Raw genomic sequence first — 18,487 nt, forward strand, 5'->3', positions numbered from 1 at the left:
ACCTTACCTTTCAATACTTAAGCAACAGCTTGTTGACGTACTGCATCAGCCAAATGATTTGCTAGAGTAGTCACCTCTTGCAAATCATTACCTTCAACCATAACACGGATCACAGGTTCCGTACCCGATTTACGAATCAATAATCGGCCACGACCTTTCAGCTGTGCTTCCACTCGATCAAATTCTGTAACCAACGCTGGAACTGCAAATGGGTCAAACATTTGTTGTAAACGTACATTCACCAACACATTTGGAAATAATTTAAAATCTTCAGTTAGTTGATCCAGCCCTTTATTCTGTTCCACCATCACTGTTAGCACTTGTAATGCTGCGATAATCGCATCCCCTGTGGTGCTTTTATCCAGTGTAAGAATATGACCCGATGGCTCACCACCAATCACCCATGCATGTTCTTCTAACTTTTGTAATACATAACGATCACCCACATTAGCACGCACAAATGGAACTTGAGCTTTTTCTAAAGCCAATTCCAAGGCCATATTACTCATGACCGTGCCAACAATACCTGTAGGTTTATGCGCTGCCTGTGTCGCGAGCACATATAAAATATGATCGCCATCCACCAAGTGACCATGACGATCAACCATCACGACACGATCCGCATCACCATCAAAAGCAATGCCTAAATCGGCGTCATGTTCTAGCACTGCTTTTTGTAAATGCTCTGGATGCGTCGAACCACAGTTTTCATTAATATTTAAACCATTTGGTTCAACATTCAGTGCAATTACTTTCGCGCCTAACTCACGGAAGACTGAAGGGCCTACGCTATAAGCTGCCCCATTGGCACAATCCACCACAATTTTTAAATGACGCAGATCAAAATGGTACGGGAATGTAGATTTACAAAATTCGATATAACGCCCATTGGCATCGTTCACACGCACACTTTTACCCAAATTTGCGGTGTCATCTATCACCATTTCTTTTTCTAATTCTTGATTAATTGCTTCCTGCACAACATCTGGTAATTTTTTACCTTCTGCCGAGAAAAATTTAATCCCATTATCAAAATAAGGATTATGCGATGCTGAAATCACAATGCCTAAATTAGCATGTAAAGCACGGGTTAAATGTGCAATTGCAGGTGTCGGTAATGGTCCCAAAAGGTGTACATATACACCCGCTGCATTTAAACCCGCTTGGAGTGCTGCTTCTAAAATATAGCCTGAAAGGCGTGTATCTTTCCCCAAAACAACAATCGGTTTAGATTTCGGACTCAATTGTTTTAATACTTTACCTGCCGCAAATCCTAATTTAAGTGCAAACTCAGGGGTAATTGGAAGTTCACCAAATTTTCCGCGAATTCCATCTGTACCGAAATAACTCATTTTTTACCCACTTTTTATGATCTTTTCTTCAATCGCAATACTGTACACCAAAATAAAAAAGCCGTCATAAACTGACGGCCTTTTTCACTCAAAACACTACCAAAGATTAACCAACACGATAGTTCGGTGCTTCTTTAGTAATCGTTACATCATGTACATGTGACTCTTGCATACCTGCAGAAGTAATTTTTACAAACTGTGCATTCTGATGTAGATCTGTAATCGTCGCAGAACCGGTATAACCCATTGATGAACGTAAACCACCCATCATTTGATGCACAATGTTACCCATTGGACCTTTGTAAGGTACACGACCCTCAATGCCTTCTGGTACCAATTTTTCAGCACCCGCTTTCGAGTCTTGGAAATAACGGTCAGCAGAACCCGTCGCACCCGCCATGGCACCCAATGAGCCCATACCACGGTACGCTTTATAATAACGGCCTTGGAAGAATTCAACTTCACCAGGTGCTTCTTCTGTACCCGCCATGAGTGAACCAACCATAATCGTACTTGCACCAGCACCAATTGCTTTCGCGATGTCACCAGAGAAACGAATACCACCATCTGCAATCAAAGGAATTTCACCTTTTAATGCATTGGCAACACTGTCAATCGCAGACATTTGTGGCATCCCGATACCCGCAACAATACGAGTCGTACAGATTGAACCAGGACCAATCCCGACTTTAACGGCATCAGCACCCGCATCCAATAAAGCCAGCGCCGCATCACCAGTAGCAATATTTCCGCCAATGACTTGTACTTGAGGATAATTAGCTTTCACCCAACGAACACGTTCTATTACACCTGCTGAATGACCATGTGCGGTATCAACCACAATCACGTCTACACCAGCTTCGACTAATGCTTCAACACGTGCTGGTGTGTCCAGCCCTGTACCTACTGCTGCACCAACGCGTAAACGACCTAAGTCATCTTTACAGCTTAATGGATAAAGCTCAGCTTTACGGAAATCGGTCACCGTAATTAAGCCTTTCAATTCATTATTTTCACCGACCACCAATACTTTTTCGATGCGGTTTTTTTGCAATAATGCTTGAATATTTTCTTTAGACTCGCCTTCACGTACAGTTACAAGGCGGTCTTGGCCTGTCATAATTTTACTAACAGGTTGTTCTAAATTCGTTTCGAAACGTGTATCACGACCCGTTACAATACCCACCACTTTGCCATCTTTAACAACTGGTACACCGCTGATGTTATTGGCTTGAGTAATTGCAATGAGCTCACGAACTGTGGTTTCAGGTGTCACAGTAATCGGATCTTTAACCATTCCCGCTTCAAATTTTTTCACACGGCGCACTTCAGCAGCTTGTGCAGAAATATCCATGTTTTTATGAAGAATACCAATACCGCCATTTTGCGCCATCGCAATTGCCATACGTGACTCAGTCACAGTATCCATTGCTGCTGAAACTAAAGGGATATTCAGATTTATGCCACGAGTCAGGCGTGTCTTTAAGGAGACATCTTTTGGAAGGACAGTTGAATAGGCAGGGAGTAATAAGACATCATCGAAGGTTAGGGCTTCTTGAACGATAGTCAACATAACAGTCTCACTGGTAATTTCCGTGAGCTATTATATACAAATTTCTATTTAAATTTCATTTTTATTGCTAGGTTTTATTCTTTTATAAATTACAGAGCATTGGATTGTACTGAACATATTTCTGCACAAACTCATGAGCACTGTATCTATTGGATACTGAACCAGATCATGACTGGGTTCAATTTTCATTGTTTTAAATGACATTTAAGCCATGGAATCCATAACTGGCCTTAAAATTTGCCCCACCCTTTAAAACTCGCATACTCAAAATTAATTTTTCTTTACAGAATTTTAAAAAGTGGTTTTCAACTCAATTTTTTTGATTTTTTATTCAGGACAAGTAAAAACAGTCTCATCCATCAAATCGATTCCGCATTGTAAATTTTCAATCCAATCTAAAAACTCATTAATCATCTCTTTACCTACAAAAGGCGTGCCATGCTGCGGTACGATCATTTCAATATCCATTTGCCGCACCATTTTGACCCATAAACGAATAATGCGATTGGAACACATATAACGTTGATGAAATCCTTTCATTTTAGGAATATGTGCTGCGAAATTATCTAAAGGAATAGAGGCATCCTCCACCATCGAAGCCCCCATATCACCTGAAAATAAAATTTTCGCAATCGGATCATAAAATTGAAAATTACCGACTGAATGTAAAAAATGTGCCGGTACAACAATAATACGGCATTCGCCCAATGGAATCACACCGCCTTGGTCAGGAAGTTCAATCAAGCGTTCAAGCCAACCGCCTTTCATCCGATCGCTCATAAATGCTGAATTTAAGTGCGGTAAAAAACGTGCCCAAAGTTTAGAAGCTACGACTTTGGCATCGGTATACACTAACCAACGTGGCATTGAAGTAATAATATCGGGGTCTTGATGAGATGCCATAACATAATCAAGATTTTGTAGCCGAGTATAGCGATTCAGTTCCATCGTTAATGGCACATAAGTCAAGTCGCCACCTGGATCGAGTACAGCAGCTCGCTCATGATCTAAAATTAAAAATTGGTTCGCTTGAACGCCTTCCCCTTTGACTAAACTGGTAAAACTAATGCATTTATGCGTACCATTATCAAATAATACTTGTGATGTTGTGCGCTCAAATACCATGCTATACAAACCCCAAAAATCTTTTTAAAATAAATTGTTATTAATCCCATATAAGATATAAGGAATTTTTAAAAGTTACAATAAATAGACAACTAAAATTAAAGAAAAATAATTTTTTTGCATCAATAAAAAAACCCAATGATGACATTGGGCTTTAAAAATGGTTTAACTTTTAAAAGAAATAATATTTCACCAGTGTAGCGATACCGAATACGAGAAAAATAACTGCACTAACTTTATGAATCGTTGCAATCGGTAATCGATTCGCAAATTTATCACCAATCAATACTGCAGGAACATTCGCGATTAACATACCAAGAGTTGTACCTATGGTCACTAAAATAACACTGTCATATTTAGCAGCTAAAGCTACCGTCGCAATTTGAGTTTTATCACCAATTTCAGCAAGGAAAAATAAAATAAAGGTTGCGCCAAAAACCCCATATTTTTGCCATCTATTGATACTTGCAGTTTCATCTTCAAGCTGATCTGGAATCAGCATCCAGAATGCTATTGCAATAAAGCCCAGTGCTAAAATCCAAACTAACCATAGCGGACTCACCACTTCAGTAATCCATTGACCCAATAAAGCTGAAATACCATGATTAATCAGTGTTGCAGCAAGAATTGCGAGAATAATAGGGACTGGCTTTTTAAATCGTACCGCGAGCAGCAAAGCGAGTAATTGGGTTTTATCCCCCATTTCAGCTAAAGCAACAATCAGGGTCGAGGAGAGAAGTTCTTGCATATTATCGATCCAGGCTAGCAAAAATTACCGATGACCTACCCCTCCCGCTAGCCTATTAGAATAGTTTTAACTATCCGATGCGGAGTGGTAAATCAAAGGTCTTGCCAACAAAATATAGCTGAATCAACAGCTAAATTGGTTCTTTGCTATGATGACCATGTTCTGTTGAACAATTATGTTGATCATCACCTTTTTACTTTGCGTAAAAAGTGGCTACTCCCCAATGAAGTGCTTATCATTCTAAAGCTCTTGTTACTATTTTTCAATCTCAAGCTAGTTAAAAGCAACATTCTAAAAACAAAAAACCCCGCCAAAGCGAGGTTTTTATATGTGGACTCTCTTGAGTCCAGCTTAAAGCAAGATCGTACGAATATCTGCTAAAATTTTTGTAAGCTTATTGGTAAAACGTGCTGCATCTGCACCATTAATAACACGATGGTCGTAAGACAATGAAAGTGGCAACATTAAACGCGGATCAAAGTCCTGACCATTCCACACTGGTTGCATAGTTGCAGGGGAAATACCCAGAATTGCCACCTGAGGCCAATTAACCAATGGAGTGAATGCTGTTCCACCAATTGAACCAAGACTGGTAATAGTAAAGTTTGCACCTTGTAAATCTTTCGGTGAAAGTTTCTTATCACGCGCTTTTTTACTTAGCTCACCCAACTCAATTGCAATTTGCTTAATTGATTTTTGATCAGGATTACGTAGGACTGGAACAGTTAAACCATCTGGAGTTGCAACTGCAATTCCCATATGGATTTCGTTACGCAGTAATACACCTTTTTGATCATCCGCCAAATGACCCGCAAAATACGGCTCTTCTTTTAACAAAAATGCTAATGCTTTAGCAATAAATGCCAAAATCGTTAGGCTGACACCTTGTTGTTTGAAGCCCGCTTTAAGCTCACCACGCCATGCTTCAAGTTCAGTGATATCCGCCAAATCAAATTGAGTAACTTGAGGAATAAAGTTATTCAATGACAACTGCGGTACCGACACTTGTTGTAAGCGGGTCATGGTTTTCACGTCACCACCACCAAATGCACTAAAATCTGGCAATGCGGGTAAACCGGATACAATTGGAGCGGTAGCAGTAGCTGCTGCTGGAGGTGCTGTTAAACGTGTTTTCACATAAGCAAACACATCATCTTTCATGACACGCTCATGTACACCAGACGCCTGCACATTAGAAAGTACCACACCAAGTTCACGCGCCAGCTTACGTACCGCAGGCCCTGCATAAACTTTAGCATTTTCCAACTGTTGCGCTTTAGTCAATTTATCCGCATTTGCTGGCGTCGTCACTGCAACTGATTTTTCAACTACTGCTTTGGCAACAGGCTGGGCTTCAGCTTGTGCTACAACAGTTTTTTGCACACTGGCTTGTGATTGAACAGGAGCAGATTGAGCTTCCGTTTCAATCGTCACCAAAGCCGTACCTTGAGAAACAGATTGATTCAATTCCACATGAATAGCTTTGACCACCCCTGCAACGGTACTTGGCACTTCGACAGAGGCTTTATCCGACTCAGCTACACATAAGCTTTGATCTTTTTCAACACGATCACCTACGCTGATCAAAATTTCGGAAATCGTGGCTTTTTCGACACCTAAATCTGGAACCGTAATCTCAACAGAACCAGATTGAGTCACAACTGATGCCGCTACAGCTGCAACTGTTGGTACTGGTGCAGTGACAGAAGTTGATGCTATTGGAGCTGTGGCTACATTTGCAGTAGGCATAGAAGCTGTTGTTTTCACCGTAATGATGACCACACCTTCTTTAACACTATCACCTTCTTGAATCTCAATACTAGCTACAGTGCCTGCAACTGTACTCGGTATTTCTACAGTCGCTTTATCTGACTCCACCACAACAACACTGTCATCAATCGAAATTTCATCACCGACTTTAACTAAAATTTCTCCGACCAGCGCTTTTTCAACACCAATATCAGGAACTTTAACATCAACGACTTGAGCGCTAGTCAAAACTGGTTCCGCTGATTGTGTTGGTACAACGGATGCTGATTCAACTTTAACTTCAGCTTGTACAGGTTCTGACTGAGTAATTGATGCAACTTCTGCTGCACCTGATTCGATTTCAATTAGTACCTGACCTTCAGACACTTCATCGCCTTCTTTAACCAGAATGCTTTTCACCACGCCTGCTGAAGTGCTAGGCACTTCAACAGAGGCTTTATCTGACTCGAGCAAGACAATGCTCTCATCTACAACAATTGTGTCACCAACTTTTACCAAAATTTCAGCAACTGTGGCCTTATCGACACCAATATCGGGAGTAGTAATTTGCATGATTATTTCTCCTCGTTTGATGGTTCTGCATAAGGTGCAACATCTTGAACTGAAGGATGAGCTTGAGGTAACCATGCTACAGGGCGATCAACATCAAGTTCAAATGAGGAAATTGCATCTTTAACAAGACGCGCATCTACTTCACCCTCATCTGCTAATTTCTTCAAGGTTGCAACCACAATGTGCGCTGCATCGACACCGAAGTAACTACGTAAAGTGCCACGTGTATCTGAACGACCATAACCATCTGTACCTAAAGCCACAAACGGACGGTTGTCTGGAAGATATGCACGAATCTGTTCGCTATACGCACGCATATGATCGGTCGCAGAGACCACAATACCATCTGTTGGACGAAGCATTTGAGAAACCCAAGATTCTTTGGCTTCTTCCGCTAATGGATGTAAACGGTTATATTCTTCACATGCCATACCATCACGTGCCAACTCATTAAAGCTTGTCGCGCTCCAAACATTGGAATGAATTTGATATTCATCACGCAAAATTTTTGCTGCTTTAATCACTTCACGGAGAATGACACCTGAACCCATCAGCTGTACTGTTGCTTTTGTATCTTCTTCGAGCAAGTACAGACCGCGTTTAATGCCTTCTTCCACATCGTCAGGCATCGCAGGGTGTTCATAATTTTCGTTCATTACCGTCAAGTAATAGAATACACGCTCTTGATTGACATACATACGTTGTAAACCATCATGCACAATGACAGCCAACTCGTAACCAAAACAAGGATCGTAAGAAATACAGTTTGGAATGGTATTGGCTAAAATATGTGAATGACCATCTTGGTGCTGTAAGCCTTCCCCATTTAGCGTGGTACGACCTGCAGTTGCACCCAACAAGAAACCTTGCGCTTGAGCATCACCTGCTGCCCATGCAATATCACCAATACGTTGGAAACCAAACATCGAGTAATACATGTACATTGGAATCATTGGCAAGTTATTGGTTGAATAACTGGTTCCCAATGCGGTCCAAGCACTCATCGCACCCGCTTCGTTAATCCCTTCATTCAGCATATGACCATCTTTTGCTTCACGATAGTTCATTAACTGTTCTTGATCTTCTGGGGTATAGTTTTGTCCGTGAGCAGCATAAATACCCAGTTGACGGAACATTCCCTCTAAACCAAAGGTACGTGCTTCATCAGGAACGATTGGCACAACACGATCTTTAATGGCTTTATCTTTCAACAATGACGCAATTAAACGCACCATCACCATGGTCGTAGATTGTTCTTTACCTGCACTACCTTTTAATACGCCGTCAAAGACTGAAAGTTCAGGAATATCTAAAGCTACGCTGTCTTTACGACGCGCAGGAAGATAACCACCTAATGCTTCACGACGTGCTTTCATGTATTTCATTTCAGGTGAGTTTTCACCCGGACGATACAGCGGCAAGCCTTCCAACTGATCATCAGTAAATGGTAAGTTAAAACGATCACGTACATAACGTAGTGAATCTACATGCATCTTTTTGATTTGATGAGTTTTATTGACCGCTTCAATTTCATCAGACAAACCGTAACCTTTGACTGTTTTCGCCAAAATTACTGTCGGCTGACCATTGCGTGTCATTGCGGCTGCATAGGCTGCATAGACTTTGTACGGGTCATGACCGCCACGATTTAAGTTATCAATATCTTCATCACTTAAATCTTTAATTAGCTCTTTTGCTTCTGGATATTTGCCAAAGAACTGCTCACGTGTATAAGCACCACCTTTTACTTGGTAACGCTGATAATCACCATCCAGTGCTTCTTCCATACGCGCTTTTAAAGCACCTGAAGTATCTTTGTCGAGTAGTGGATCCCAATGACGACCCCAAACTACTTTAATGACACGCCAACCAGCGCCACGGAAAATAGATTCAAGTTCTTGAATAATTTTACCATTACCACGAACAGGTCCATCTAGACGCTGTAAATTACAGTTTACTACCCAAATCAAGTTATCTAACTTTTCACGACCAGCCAGTGAAATTGCACCTAAGCTTTCTGGCTCATCCATCTCTCCATCGCCCAGATAAGCCCAAACTTTACGGTCTTCTTCTTTGATTAAACGACGATTCATCAAATATTTTTGAATATGCGCTTGATAAATTGACATAATCGGACCTAGGCCCATCGATACTGTCGGAAATTGCCAATAATCAGGCATTAAGTACGGATGTGGGTAGCTCGATAAACCATTGCCATTCACTTCCCGACGGAAATTATTCAGTTGATCTTCAGTTAAACGACCTTCTAAATATGAACGTGCATAAATTCCCGGTGCACAATGCCCTTGGTAATAGATCATGTCACCACCGAAATGATCACTATTAGCACGGAAAAAATGATTAAAACCAACGTCATATAATGTCGCTGAAGAAGCGAAACTCGCTAAGTGGCCACCTAGATCATCACCTGTTTTATTCGCACGTAGTACCATTGCCAACGCATTCCAGCGAATTAAAGCACGGATACGACGTTCCATATCTTGGTCACCTGGCATTGCAGGTGTTTCTTCTACCGAAATAGTATTTAAATAAGGCGTATTGATTCGCTGAATCGGAACGTGTTTTGCAATTGCTTGTTGATATAATTTTTCCAGCAAAAATGCAGCACGATCGGTTCCCATATGTTGCAAAACGGAATCAAAGGCATCTTGCCACTCTTGGGTTTCTTGGGCATCTGTATCACCGTAATACGCCATAACTTACCTACTCCATACGATCTCTTTTCTATATCTTATATGTATCATGTTTTAGGGTTGTTAAGTTATCGTTACAGATGAATGTAAAAACGCACCATTATTTAATAACTAAATAGTCATGCATAATTGTTCATGAAAAAGTAAAAAAACCGCCAAATTAGGCGGTCTTTTAAACGATGACTATTCAATTCAATGATAGCACTTAAATTATAATGATATTGTATGCAATCAAATGGATATCACATCGCTAGCATAGAACTTAAGGTAACATGGCTAAATAGCTAGATGGATTTTTACGTTGACCATCTTTAACTACTTCATAATGTAAATGTGGCCCAGTACAACGACCAGTACAACCTACATTGGCAATATGTTCACCAGCTTTGACACGATCACCAATACTGGCAATTAAACGAGAGGCATGAGCATAACGCGTGATATAACCATTGCCATGGTTAATTTCAACATATTGACCATAACCAGTACCCCAGCCAGACTTGGTTACAACACCTGGGCCCGTGGCATAAATCGGTGTACCACTTGGCGCAGAAAGGTCTAAACCTGAATGATGCTCAGCCTGACCACCCATGGTACGCCCACCATAGCTTGAACTGACACGCTTCATATCAGGAAGTGGGTGCGTTACCAACCATGAATAACCTGTATTTGCAGAATAATTATTCACAGAATAAGAGTTATTACTACCATATTTCTTAGCAATTGATTCGTTATTTAATTCAATCGGCTTTTCTTGCTGACGTAATTTAACATTGATTTGAGTACTTGCAGGCAGATCAATATCATCAGGATGAGTATATCCCCCTTGTGATAATGTTCTTGAAAGCTCCTCTAAACGATCTGGAGCTGATGTACCTCTGGTTGCATCTAATTGAACTAAATCTGCGAAAGCAACCGAAGCAGCAGAAGCAGCTAAAGAAAAAGCCAAAAGAATACGGCGCGAATGCATAAAAAACCTCTTGTAACTGTCTTTAAAAGTTCCTTGCGTGATCTCTTCCTTGATATTCACTGAAATGAACGCTTAAGATAGACATAACCATGTAGGAACAATGTATGTCTGAACCGAAAAACGTCTTCCAACAAACAAGACAACACATAAAAACAGGAAACTTATCGTTTCTCAAAAAGCAAGTTGCTGATTGGCAAAAACTTACTAAACTAATTCAACCAATTTTGCCTCAACCGGAGCAATGGCAAGTGGTCTGTTATCAATATGGTATTCTGACGATCACCGGTGAAAATCAAGCCATGATTAGTCAGCTCGGTTACCTTCAAAAGCAATATATTTCTCAATTATCACAAATGCATGAACTAAAAGAGTTACAAAAGATTCATGTTCTTATCAGAGCAAAAACTCGTCCGGAAATAAAACCCATTAAAACTGCTAAACAAATTACACCAGCAGCACAGGAAATGTTACATAATGCCGCCGCTTTTGTGAGCGACCCCAAGCTTAGCCAAGCTATGCTACGTTTGGCAAGCAATAAAAAGTAACCGCACTTTATTTTTATAGAATTAAATACAGTTTAAAATGTGACACCATTCACACTAATAATTGTAATAATATAACATTGCCATGCAAAGACAATGACTTATGTCACACTGACAAAATGAATTGGGCACAGCTTCTCGTCATTAAATGTTACAATTTCATAGCTGCTTGGATCACTTTGAATATTGCGTAACAATTGATTATTCAAAGCATGTCCTGACTTATAACCATCGAATTTTGCAATAATTTGATGACCTAACAAATATAAATCGCCAACAGCATCCAATATTTTATGCCGGACAAACTCATCCGCAAAGCGTAAACCCTCTTCATTAACCACACCAGTATCATCAACACCAATCGCATTCTCTAAACTGGCACCCAAAGCTAAATTATTGGCTTTGAGATAATCCAAATCTTTCATAAAACCGAAAGTTCGAGCACCACTTACTTCATAAACAAATGTTTCTGTTGAGAAATCAATAGTAGCAGACTGATATTCTTTGGCAAAAGCAGGATGATCAAAATCAATGGTAAAGTTTATTTGGAAACCTTCGTGAGGAGAAAAAGCGGCTCGCTTATCATCAATTAGCGCTTCGACTGGCTTAAGAATTCGTATAAATTTCTTCGCTGCATCTTGCTCAACCAACTCACCTTGCATTAATAAATAAATGAAAGGACCTGCGCTGCCATCCATAATCGGCACTTCTGAAGCCGAAACTTCAACAATAAGATTGTCTATTCCAAGCCCAGCAATCGCACTCATCACATGTTCAATCGTGCCTACTTTTGCATTTTCTTGAACTAAATTTGAGCACATGAAGGCTTCTTGAATCAGCATCGCATCAGCAGGAATCTCTACAGGCGGATTTAAATCAATACGACGAAAAACAATTCCCCCATCAGCGACATGAGGCAAAAAGTTAATGAATACTTTTTGCCCACTATGTAGTCCGATACCACTCGCTTTCACGATGCGCTTTAGGGTCCGTTGTTTCAACATGCTCATTCGATCTTATTACTCAATCCGCCATACGTTAGCACATTTAGCCATTGATAAAAAATAAAAAAGGTAGTGAAAATCACTACCTTTTTTACTAATCATAATTCTTATGTATAATTATCAATCACTTACGCTGTTGATTTTTCAAATAGTCTTGAATACTCATTGGCGTAGAACGAGGTGATGCACTTGATGCCGTCACTGTTGCATCTGCATTTTGACGTTTACTAATTGCAGGAACATCATCTTCATCTGCTGTATTTTGTACAGACTGCTGAATATTCGTTGCAATATTGGCCTGAGTTTTACGTTTAATTTCCGTCGTATCATTGGCATTACGCGTAAGACCCGTTGCAATCACCGTCACACGAATTTCATCACGTGCATCTGGATCAAATACGGTTCCAAAAAATACTTCGCCTTCATCCAAATCGACAATTTGGTTGACCACATCCGTAATCACTTCAGTTTCACGTAAAGTAACATCTGCGCCGCCAGTAATGTTAATTAACACCCCTTTGGCATTCATGATATTGACGTTATCTAGTAAAGGACTACGAATGGCGAGACGAGCCGCTTCTTCAGCACGATCCGAGCCACTACTCTTGCCTTCACCCATCATCGCATAACCACGAGTACTCATTGCGGTTTTTAAATCGGCGAAGTCAAGGTTAATATGACCTGGTCGTACTACTAAATCAAAGATGCTACGCACTGCATTTAACAAAACATCATCTGCTTTACGATAAGCATCTTGCATCGAAATATCACCATAAACGCTTAACAAACGTTGATTGGGAATAATAATCAATGAATCTACATGCGCTTCTAAAGCATCAATGCCTTTTTCAGCAGAACGTTGGCGACGACGACCTTCAAAATTAAACGGTGTGGTGACAACACCTACCGTCAAAATACCCATTTCTTTGGCAATTTCAGCAACTACTGGTGCAGCACCAGTACCCGTTCCACCACCCATGCCAGCAGTCACAAATACCATATCCGCACCTTCTAGGTGTTGACGGATCTGTTCACGACTTTCTTCAGCAGCAATTGAACCCACATCAGGATTTGCACCAGCACCTAAACCACGGGTACTTTGCTCACCCAATTGGATCTTGAATGGGGCATTCATACGATCTAGTGCTTGTTTATCTGTGTTTGCACAAACAAACTTCACACCTTTAATGTCCGATTGCACCATGTGTTGTACGGCATTACCACCACCACCACCAACACCAAACACAGTAAAACGGGCTTGACCGTTACTATCGGTTTGTTCGTCTTCTAAAAATTCAAATGAGGCCATGACCTTTAGAGTTCCTAATAAATTATGGCAGCCGCTTTAAGCCCGTATACTGCCTTGATCTTCAATAATAAAAATTGTTTTTTAGAATGCTGTGCATTACAAAGCTTGTCAAGTATCGGACAGTATGCTTACAACTTCCTAACAATATTCCCAAAAATAAACCTAAAAAATACCTTTTAACTTGTTATTTAGCTCATTCCAGCCATTCACAATACGATCAAACATTGGGCGCTTACCATCATTTACTTCCGGTTCGTCAATAGCTGCCTGCATATCACTTTGGCTAAACATCAATAACCCAGCCGCTGTTGCATACATCGAACGACGCAGGGCCGATAAATGTTGATCATCAGCATAAACTTGTATAGGTGGATTCCCCAAATGAGCTGAAACCCCAAGTAACCGCCGAGTTAGTGTCACCATCCCTTCAATTTGGCAAACATCGCCAGTTAACACTACGCCATGATACAAACTTTGTAATGCGCCACGTTTTTCTAATTCTTCACGCACTAAACCTAATATTTCTTCGTAACGGGCAATGATAATTTCCGATAGTTCGATACGGCTAATGGATTGAGGACCATCAATCGCTTCGAACTGAATCATATGCTCGGGTTTAACTTGATGTAAATCTACACAACCATAGAGTAACTTAACACGTTCAGCTTCTTCTGTTGTAGTTTGTAATACAGCCGCAATATCACGGGTTACATTTTCACCACCACGTTGAATAGTATGTGCTAAAGCCAAATGCCCTTCAATATATACAGCAATATTGGTGGTACCTGCACCAATATCTAATAAACAAACGCCATATTCTTTTTCATCTTTTAACAGACTGCCTTCAGCCGTTGCTAGACTAGAGACCACCATTTTTTCAACTGAAATATTGGCACCTTTCATCGCACGATCAAGGTTTTGCATAATGCTAATCGGTAACATCATCAATTGATAATGTGCAGTCATACTATGTGCAGAAAGGTTAATTGGATTTTGCACCCATTCTGGAGAATCATCCAATTCAAAACCCAAAGGTACAGCACTTGCCAAATAATGATCAGATGTCATATGACTGGCTTTCGCTAAATCTAAGGCGCGTACTACTTCAGTAGTGGTAATGCTATGTTGAGGATTCGCAATCGGTGTGCGACCTGAGGCATAAAAACTTTGTAATTCTGTACTGGGAATTGAAACCCAAGCTGAATGTACACGGCACTCTGCCATGTCTTCTGCTTCTTGAACGGCATGTTTAATGGCATTGGTCACTTTTTCAAGGCTAACAATTTTGCCTTTATTCATACCTTTATTACGTGCGCTGGCCATACCAATAACCTGAATTTTATCAGGGGCATGCACTTTACCAATTAGAACTGAAACTTTATGTGTCCCAATGTCTATCGCAACAACTGAGGGAACAGCTTCACTCATCACTCATACCATCTTCTTCATTGTTTATATTTGGCTTAATGCCTCTCTATCCAGCCACGTATTATGGCTTTGCAACTCTTCTATCTGCAACGCTTATGTCATCATTGGTTACAACAAACTGACCATTCACAATCTTAGGGGCAATTGAATTTTTCCACTGGATTGAAAGACCATTTCGATAACGTAAATCTATAGCTGAAATTTTTGGCCAAACAGGTTTTAAATCAGTTTGTGCCAAATGACTTAAGCGCTGCAATTTACTCATGGTTTGATCTTGATCCACAATTACACGTAAACCCGAATCAAACTGCATAAACCAAGTCATACGCTCAGTTAAATATAAATCTTTTAAACGTAAACCAACAGGTTGAAATAATTGATTAATTTCATTATAACGACGCATCATCATTTTGGATTGGCTGAGTGGCCCATGTAACATCGGTAGTTTTGTATGATCTTTAATCACCACTTCTGTGTAAACTTCCCCACCATCACTCAGTAAACGTCCTGTTCCCCAACGTGCAATCGCATGCCGTGGCATGACACGAACCCGAATCGCATTCGGCCATGCGCGAGAAACTACAACTCGATCTACCCATGAGATTTGCAAAGCCTGATCACGAATTTTCTCTAAATCGGAAGTAAAGTAATTATCTTTCACCACCGGCGTTAAATGCTGCGTCAGCTGTTGTGTTGCTAATGCAGAATCTGTGCCAACTACCTGTAAATTTGCAACTCTTGCATCCGTAATGACTTTATAGAGCCCAAAAACCCCAAGTAGCAACACTAGACACGCAACAATTAACAATACCCATCCACCCGCATTGGTTAACTTTTCCTTACGGGTTGGAGGTTTTTCATGTATTGATGTAATCGCTGCGCGTTTACGACGCATAGAAGCTGGAAGTTGAGCCATAAATTACTGCGTATCGCCTGCTAATGTTTGTTCTAAAATAGCTACGCACAGTTCATCAAAGCTATAACCCACCGCATTTGCCGCTTTAGGTACCAAAGAATGACTGGTCATACCTGGTACAGTATTCACTTCAAGCAGCCAGAAGTTACCTTGTTGATCCTGCATTGCGTCTATACGGCCCCAACCACTGGCTCCAACCGCTTGGAATGCACGTAAGCAAAGTGCCTTTAATTTTTGCTCTTCAGCTTCAGTCAAACCGCAAGGAATACCATATTCGACATCATTACGATTATATTTTGCTTCATAATCATAAAAAGCAACATCAGCTGGGGGTTGTAAACGGATGACTGGTAAAGGCTGACCATTTAAAAATGAAATGGTAAATTCACGACCAGTAATCCATTGTTCAGCCATGACTACAGCATCATGCTGAATCGCTTTAGTAATCGCTCCTGCAAGATCCTCGACTCTTTCTACCTTGCTCATACCAACACTTGAGCCTTCATGTACTGGCTTGATAATAAGAGGCAGGCCTAAAGCAGAAATAACTTCTTTTAAATCGGTATCTTGACTTACAATGCGATAAGGTGCTGTTGGAAGCTCTGAACCTTGCCAAATTTGCTTGGTTTTGACTTTATCCATACCAATCGCAGAACCCTGCACACCCGTACCAGTATAAGGTACGTTCAGCCACTCCAGTGTTCCCTGAATTTGACCATCTTCACCACCACGGCCATGCAAAACAATAAATGCACGGTCATAAGCAACCAACTCAGTGACACTACGCTCTTGCGGGTCAAAACCTTCGGCATTTACCCCTGAACGTAATAATGCTTCTAATACAGCTTTACCACTATCTAATGACACCTCACGCTCAGCAGATTTACCACCAAGCAATACCGCTACTTTGCCGAATTTAGAAGCATTTGACACTTTTATATCCTTAAACTTTAAAGTTAGTCAATTTAAGTTAAACCACTCAAGCTCTTGCCAACCTCCCCAGAGGTTTCTGCAAGTAGCCAATCTATGCGCTTATTTTAAATATAATTGATTTTGAGCTAATTCTAACGAAATCGCTCCCACGTTACCCGCACCTTGAGTTAATAACAAGTCATTCGCTTGTAACACTTTTTTCATGATGTGCTCTAAGTTACCTTCCACTGGGTCAATCAGAATGGGTTCAACTTCGCCACGTAAACGAATACTCCGTGCTAAAGCACGACTGTCCGCACCAACAATCGGCTTTTCTCCCGCAGCATACACTTCCAGCAATAACAACTGGTCAACTTGTGACAACACATCAACAAAATCGTCAAAACAGTCACGTGTACGTGAGAAACGATGCGGTTGGAACAGCATCACCAAACGACGATCTGGATGGCTTGCGCGTGCAGCTTTTATAGTTGCTTCAACTTCTTTAGGGTGATGTCCATAATCATCCACCAATTTCACATCACCATCATCCAAGCTAAACTGACCTTGCACTTGAAAACGTCGGCCTACACCACTAAAACTTTCTAAAGCACGAGCAATCGCAGCATCTGAAACACCTTCATCCGTTGCAATACCAATCGCGGCAAGCGCATTTAAGATATTATGTAAACCGGGCAAGTTGATGGTTAATTTCAGTGGATCACGCCCTTTACGTAATACGGTAAAGTGTGATTGCATCCCTATTTGTTCGACATCAATCGCTCGAATATCGTTATCTTCATTAAAACCATAGGTTAAAACGGGACGGCCAATACGGGGCATAATTTCACGAATATTGGCATCATCACCACAGACGACAGCCAAACCATAGAACGGCATTTTTTGTAAAAACTTAATAAAGGTATCTTTCAGTACATCAAAGCTGCCACCATAAGTGTCCATATGATCAGCATCAATATTGGTCACAATGGCTGCCATTGGTTCTAAATATAAAAATGATGCATCAGATTCATCTGCTTCAGCCACAATATAACGACTCGCACCCAAAGCAGCATTCACGCCAGTTCGATTAAGTAAACCACCGATCACATAGGTCGGATCCATATTTTCTTCAGCCAACATACAGGTCACGAGACTGGTCGTTGTGGTTTTACCATGTGTTCCTGCCACAGCAATACCATGACGATAACGCATCAATTCACCCAGCATTTCTGCACGGCGAACTACGGGGATACGCGTTTCAATTGCGGTTTTAATTTCTAAATTTTCAGTATCAATTGCAGTGGAAACTACCAATACATTGGCACCTTTAATATTTTCTGCTGCGTGTCCAATATAAACTTTGATCCCATTTTCTTCCAGTTGAGCAGTCGTTTTCGATGCTTTAATGTCAGAACCAGAGATTTTATACCCTTGGTTTTTCAAAACTTCTGCAATACCGCACATCCCCGCACCACCAATACCCACAAAATGGATATGTTTGATACGGCGCATTTCTGGGATTTTAATCAGGCTTTTTGCTTTATCAGCAGGGCTTGTTGGGGACATAAT

Annotated in this window: 14 protein-coding genes and 1 riboswitch; of the genes, 1 reads left to right on the forward strand and 13 read right to left on the reverse strand. The window is 40.7% G+C overall.

The features are described 5' to 3' along the window. Positions 1-17: 17 nt before the first annotated feature. The 7 genes from glmM to B9T27_RS02040 all read right to left on the reverse strand — a co-directional run bounded on the left by glmM (position 18) and on the right by B9T27_RS02040 (position 10,804). Positions 18-1,352, reverse strand: coding sequence for a phosphoglucosamine mutase (gene glmM / locus B9T27_RS02010; RefSeq protein ID WP_086205181.1), 1,335 nt, complete (start codon positions 1,350-1,352; stop codon positions 18-20). A gap of 106 nt (positions 1,353-1,458) precedes the next feature. Beyond that, positions 1,459-2,925: an IMP dehydrogenase gene (guaB, locus tag B9T27_RS02015; protein WP_086205182.1), complete on the reverse strand. Its 1,467-nt coding sequence runs from the start codon at positions 2,923-2,925 to the stop codon at positions 1,459-1,461. Between the two features lie 327 nt (positions 2,926-3,252). Beyond that, positions 3,253-4,050, reverse strand: a complete 798-nt coding sequence (locus B9T27_RS02020) for an MBL fold metallo-hydrolase (RefSeq protein ID WP_086205183.1) — start codon at positions 4,048-4,050, stop codon at positions 3,253-3,255. Between the two features lie 172 nt (positions 4,051-4,222). Next, entirely contained in the window at positions 4,223-4,798 is a 576-nt protein-coding gene (locus B9T27_RS02025; RefSeq protein WP_086205184.1) for a TMEM165/GDT1 family protein, read from the reverse strand. A gap of 91 nt (positions 4,799-4,889) precedes the next feature. Beyond that, a riboswitch (yybP-ykoY riboswitch) is annotated at positions 4,890-5,032 on the reverse strand. A gap of 117 nt (positions 5,033-5,149) precedes the next feature. After that, positions 5,150-7,120, reverse strand: a complete 1,971-nt coding sequence (locus B9T27_RS02030) for a 2-oxo acid dehydrogenase subunit E2 (RefSeq protein WP_086205185.1) — start codon at positions 7,118-7,120, stop codon at positions 5,150-5,152. A gap of 2 nt (positions 7,121-7,122) precedes the next feature. Then, complete coding sequence (gene aceE, locus B9T27_RS02035; protein ID WP_086205186.1) at positions 7,123-9,837, reverse strand: pyruvate dehydrogenase (acetyl-transferring), homodimeric type; 2,715 nt, start codon at positions 9,835-9,837, stop codon at positions 7,123-7,125. A 259-nt stretch (positions 9,838-10,096) separates the two neighbouring features. Then, entirely contained in the window at positions 10,097-10,804 is a 708-nt protein-coding gene (locus B9T27_RS02040) for a M23 family metallopeptidase (protein WP_086205187.1), read from the reverse strand. A gap of 104 nt (positions 10,805-10,908) precedes the next feature. Between B9T27_RS02040 and B9T27_RS02045 the strand changes: the two genes are divergently transcribed. Then, complete coding sequence (locus tag B9T27_RS02045; protein ID WP_086205188.1) at positions 10,909-11,349, forward strand: DUF721 domain-containing protein; 441 nt, start codon at positions 10,909-10,911, stop codon at positions 11,347-11,349. 98 nt (positions 11,350-11,447) lie between these two features. Here the strand turns inward: B9T27_RS02045 and lpxC are convergent, their stop codons facing one another. The 6 genes from lpxC to murC all read right to left on the reverse strand — a co-directional run bounded on the left by lpxC (position 11,448) and on the right by murC (position 18,484). Beyond that, on the reverse strand, positions 11,448-12,350 hold the full coding sequence (gene lpxC, locus B9T27_RS02050) for a UDP-3-O-acyl-N-acetylglucosamine deacetylase (protein WP_086205189.1): 903 nt from the start codon (positions 12,348-12,350) through the stop codon (positions 11,448-11,450). A gap of 124 nt (positions 12,351-12,474) precedes the next feature. Beyond that, positions 12,475-13,659, reverse strand: coding sequence for a cell division protein FtsZ (gene ftsZ, locus B9T27_RS02055; protein ID WP_086205190.1), 1,185 nt, complete (start codon positions 13,657-13,659; stop codon positions 12,475-12,477). Positions 13,660-13,821: 162 nt separating this feature from the next. Beyond that, a complete protein-coding gene (gene ftsA, locus B9T27_RS02060) occupies positions 13,822-15,087 on the reverse strand; it encodes a cell division protein FtsA (RefSeq protein ID WP_086205191.1) in 1,266 nt (421 codons plus the stop codon). A 61-nt stretch (positions 15,088-15,148) separates the two neighbouring features. Continuing rightward, positions 15,149-16,003 (reverse strand): cell division protein FtsQ/DivIB, encoded by an 855-nt coding sequence (locus B9T27_RS02065; RefSeq protein WP_086205192.1) that lies wholly within the window; start codon positions 16,001-16,003, stop codon positions 15,149-15,151. Between the two features lie 3 nt (positions 16,004-16,006). Beyond that, entirely contained in the window at positions 16,007-16,936 is a 930-nt protein-coding gene (locus B9T27_RS02070) for a D-alanine--D-alanine ligase (RefSeq protein ID WP_086205193.1), read from the reverse strand. Between the two features lie 99 nt (positions 16,937-17,035). After that, positions 17,036-18,484 (reverse strand): UDP-N-acetylmuramate--L-alanine ligase, encoded by a 1,449-nt coding sequence (murC, locus tag B9T27_RS02075; protein WP_086205194.1) that lies wholly within the window; start codon positions 18,482-18,484, stop codon positions 17,036-17,038. Positions 18,485-18,487 lie beyond the last annotated feature (3 nt).

It is taken from the genome of Acinetobacter sp. ANC 4648, from assembly GCF_002135345.1.
Lineage (GTDB): Bacteria > Pseudomonadota > Gammaproteobacteria > Pseudomonadales > Moraxellaceae > Acinetobacter.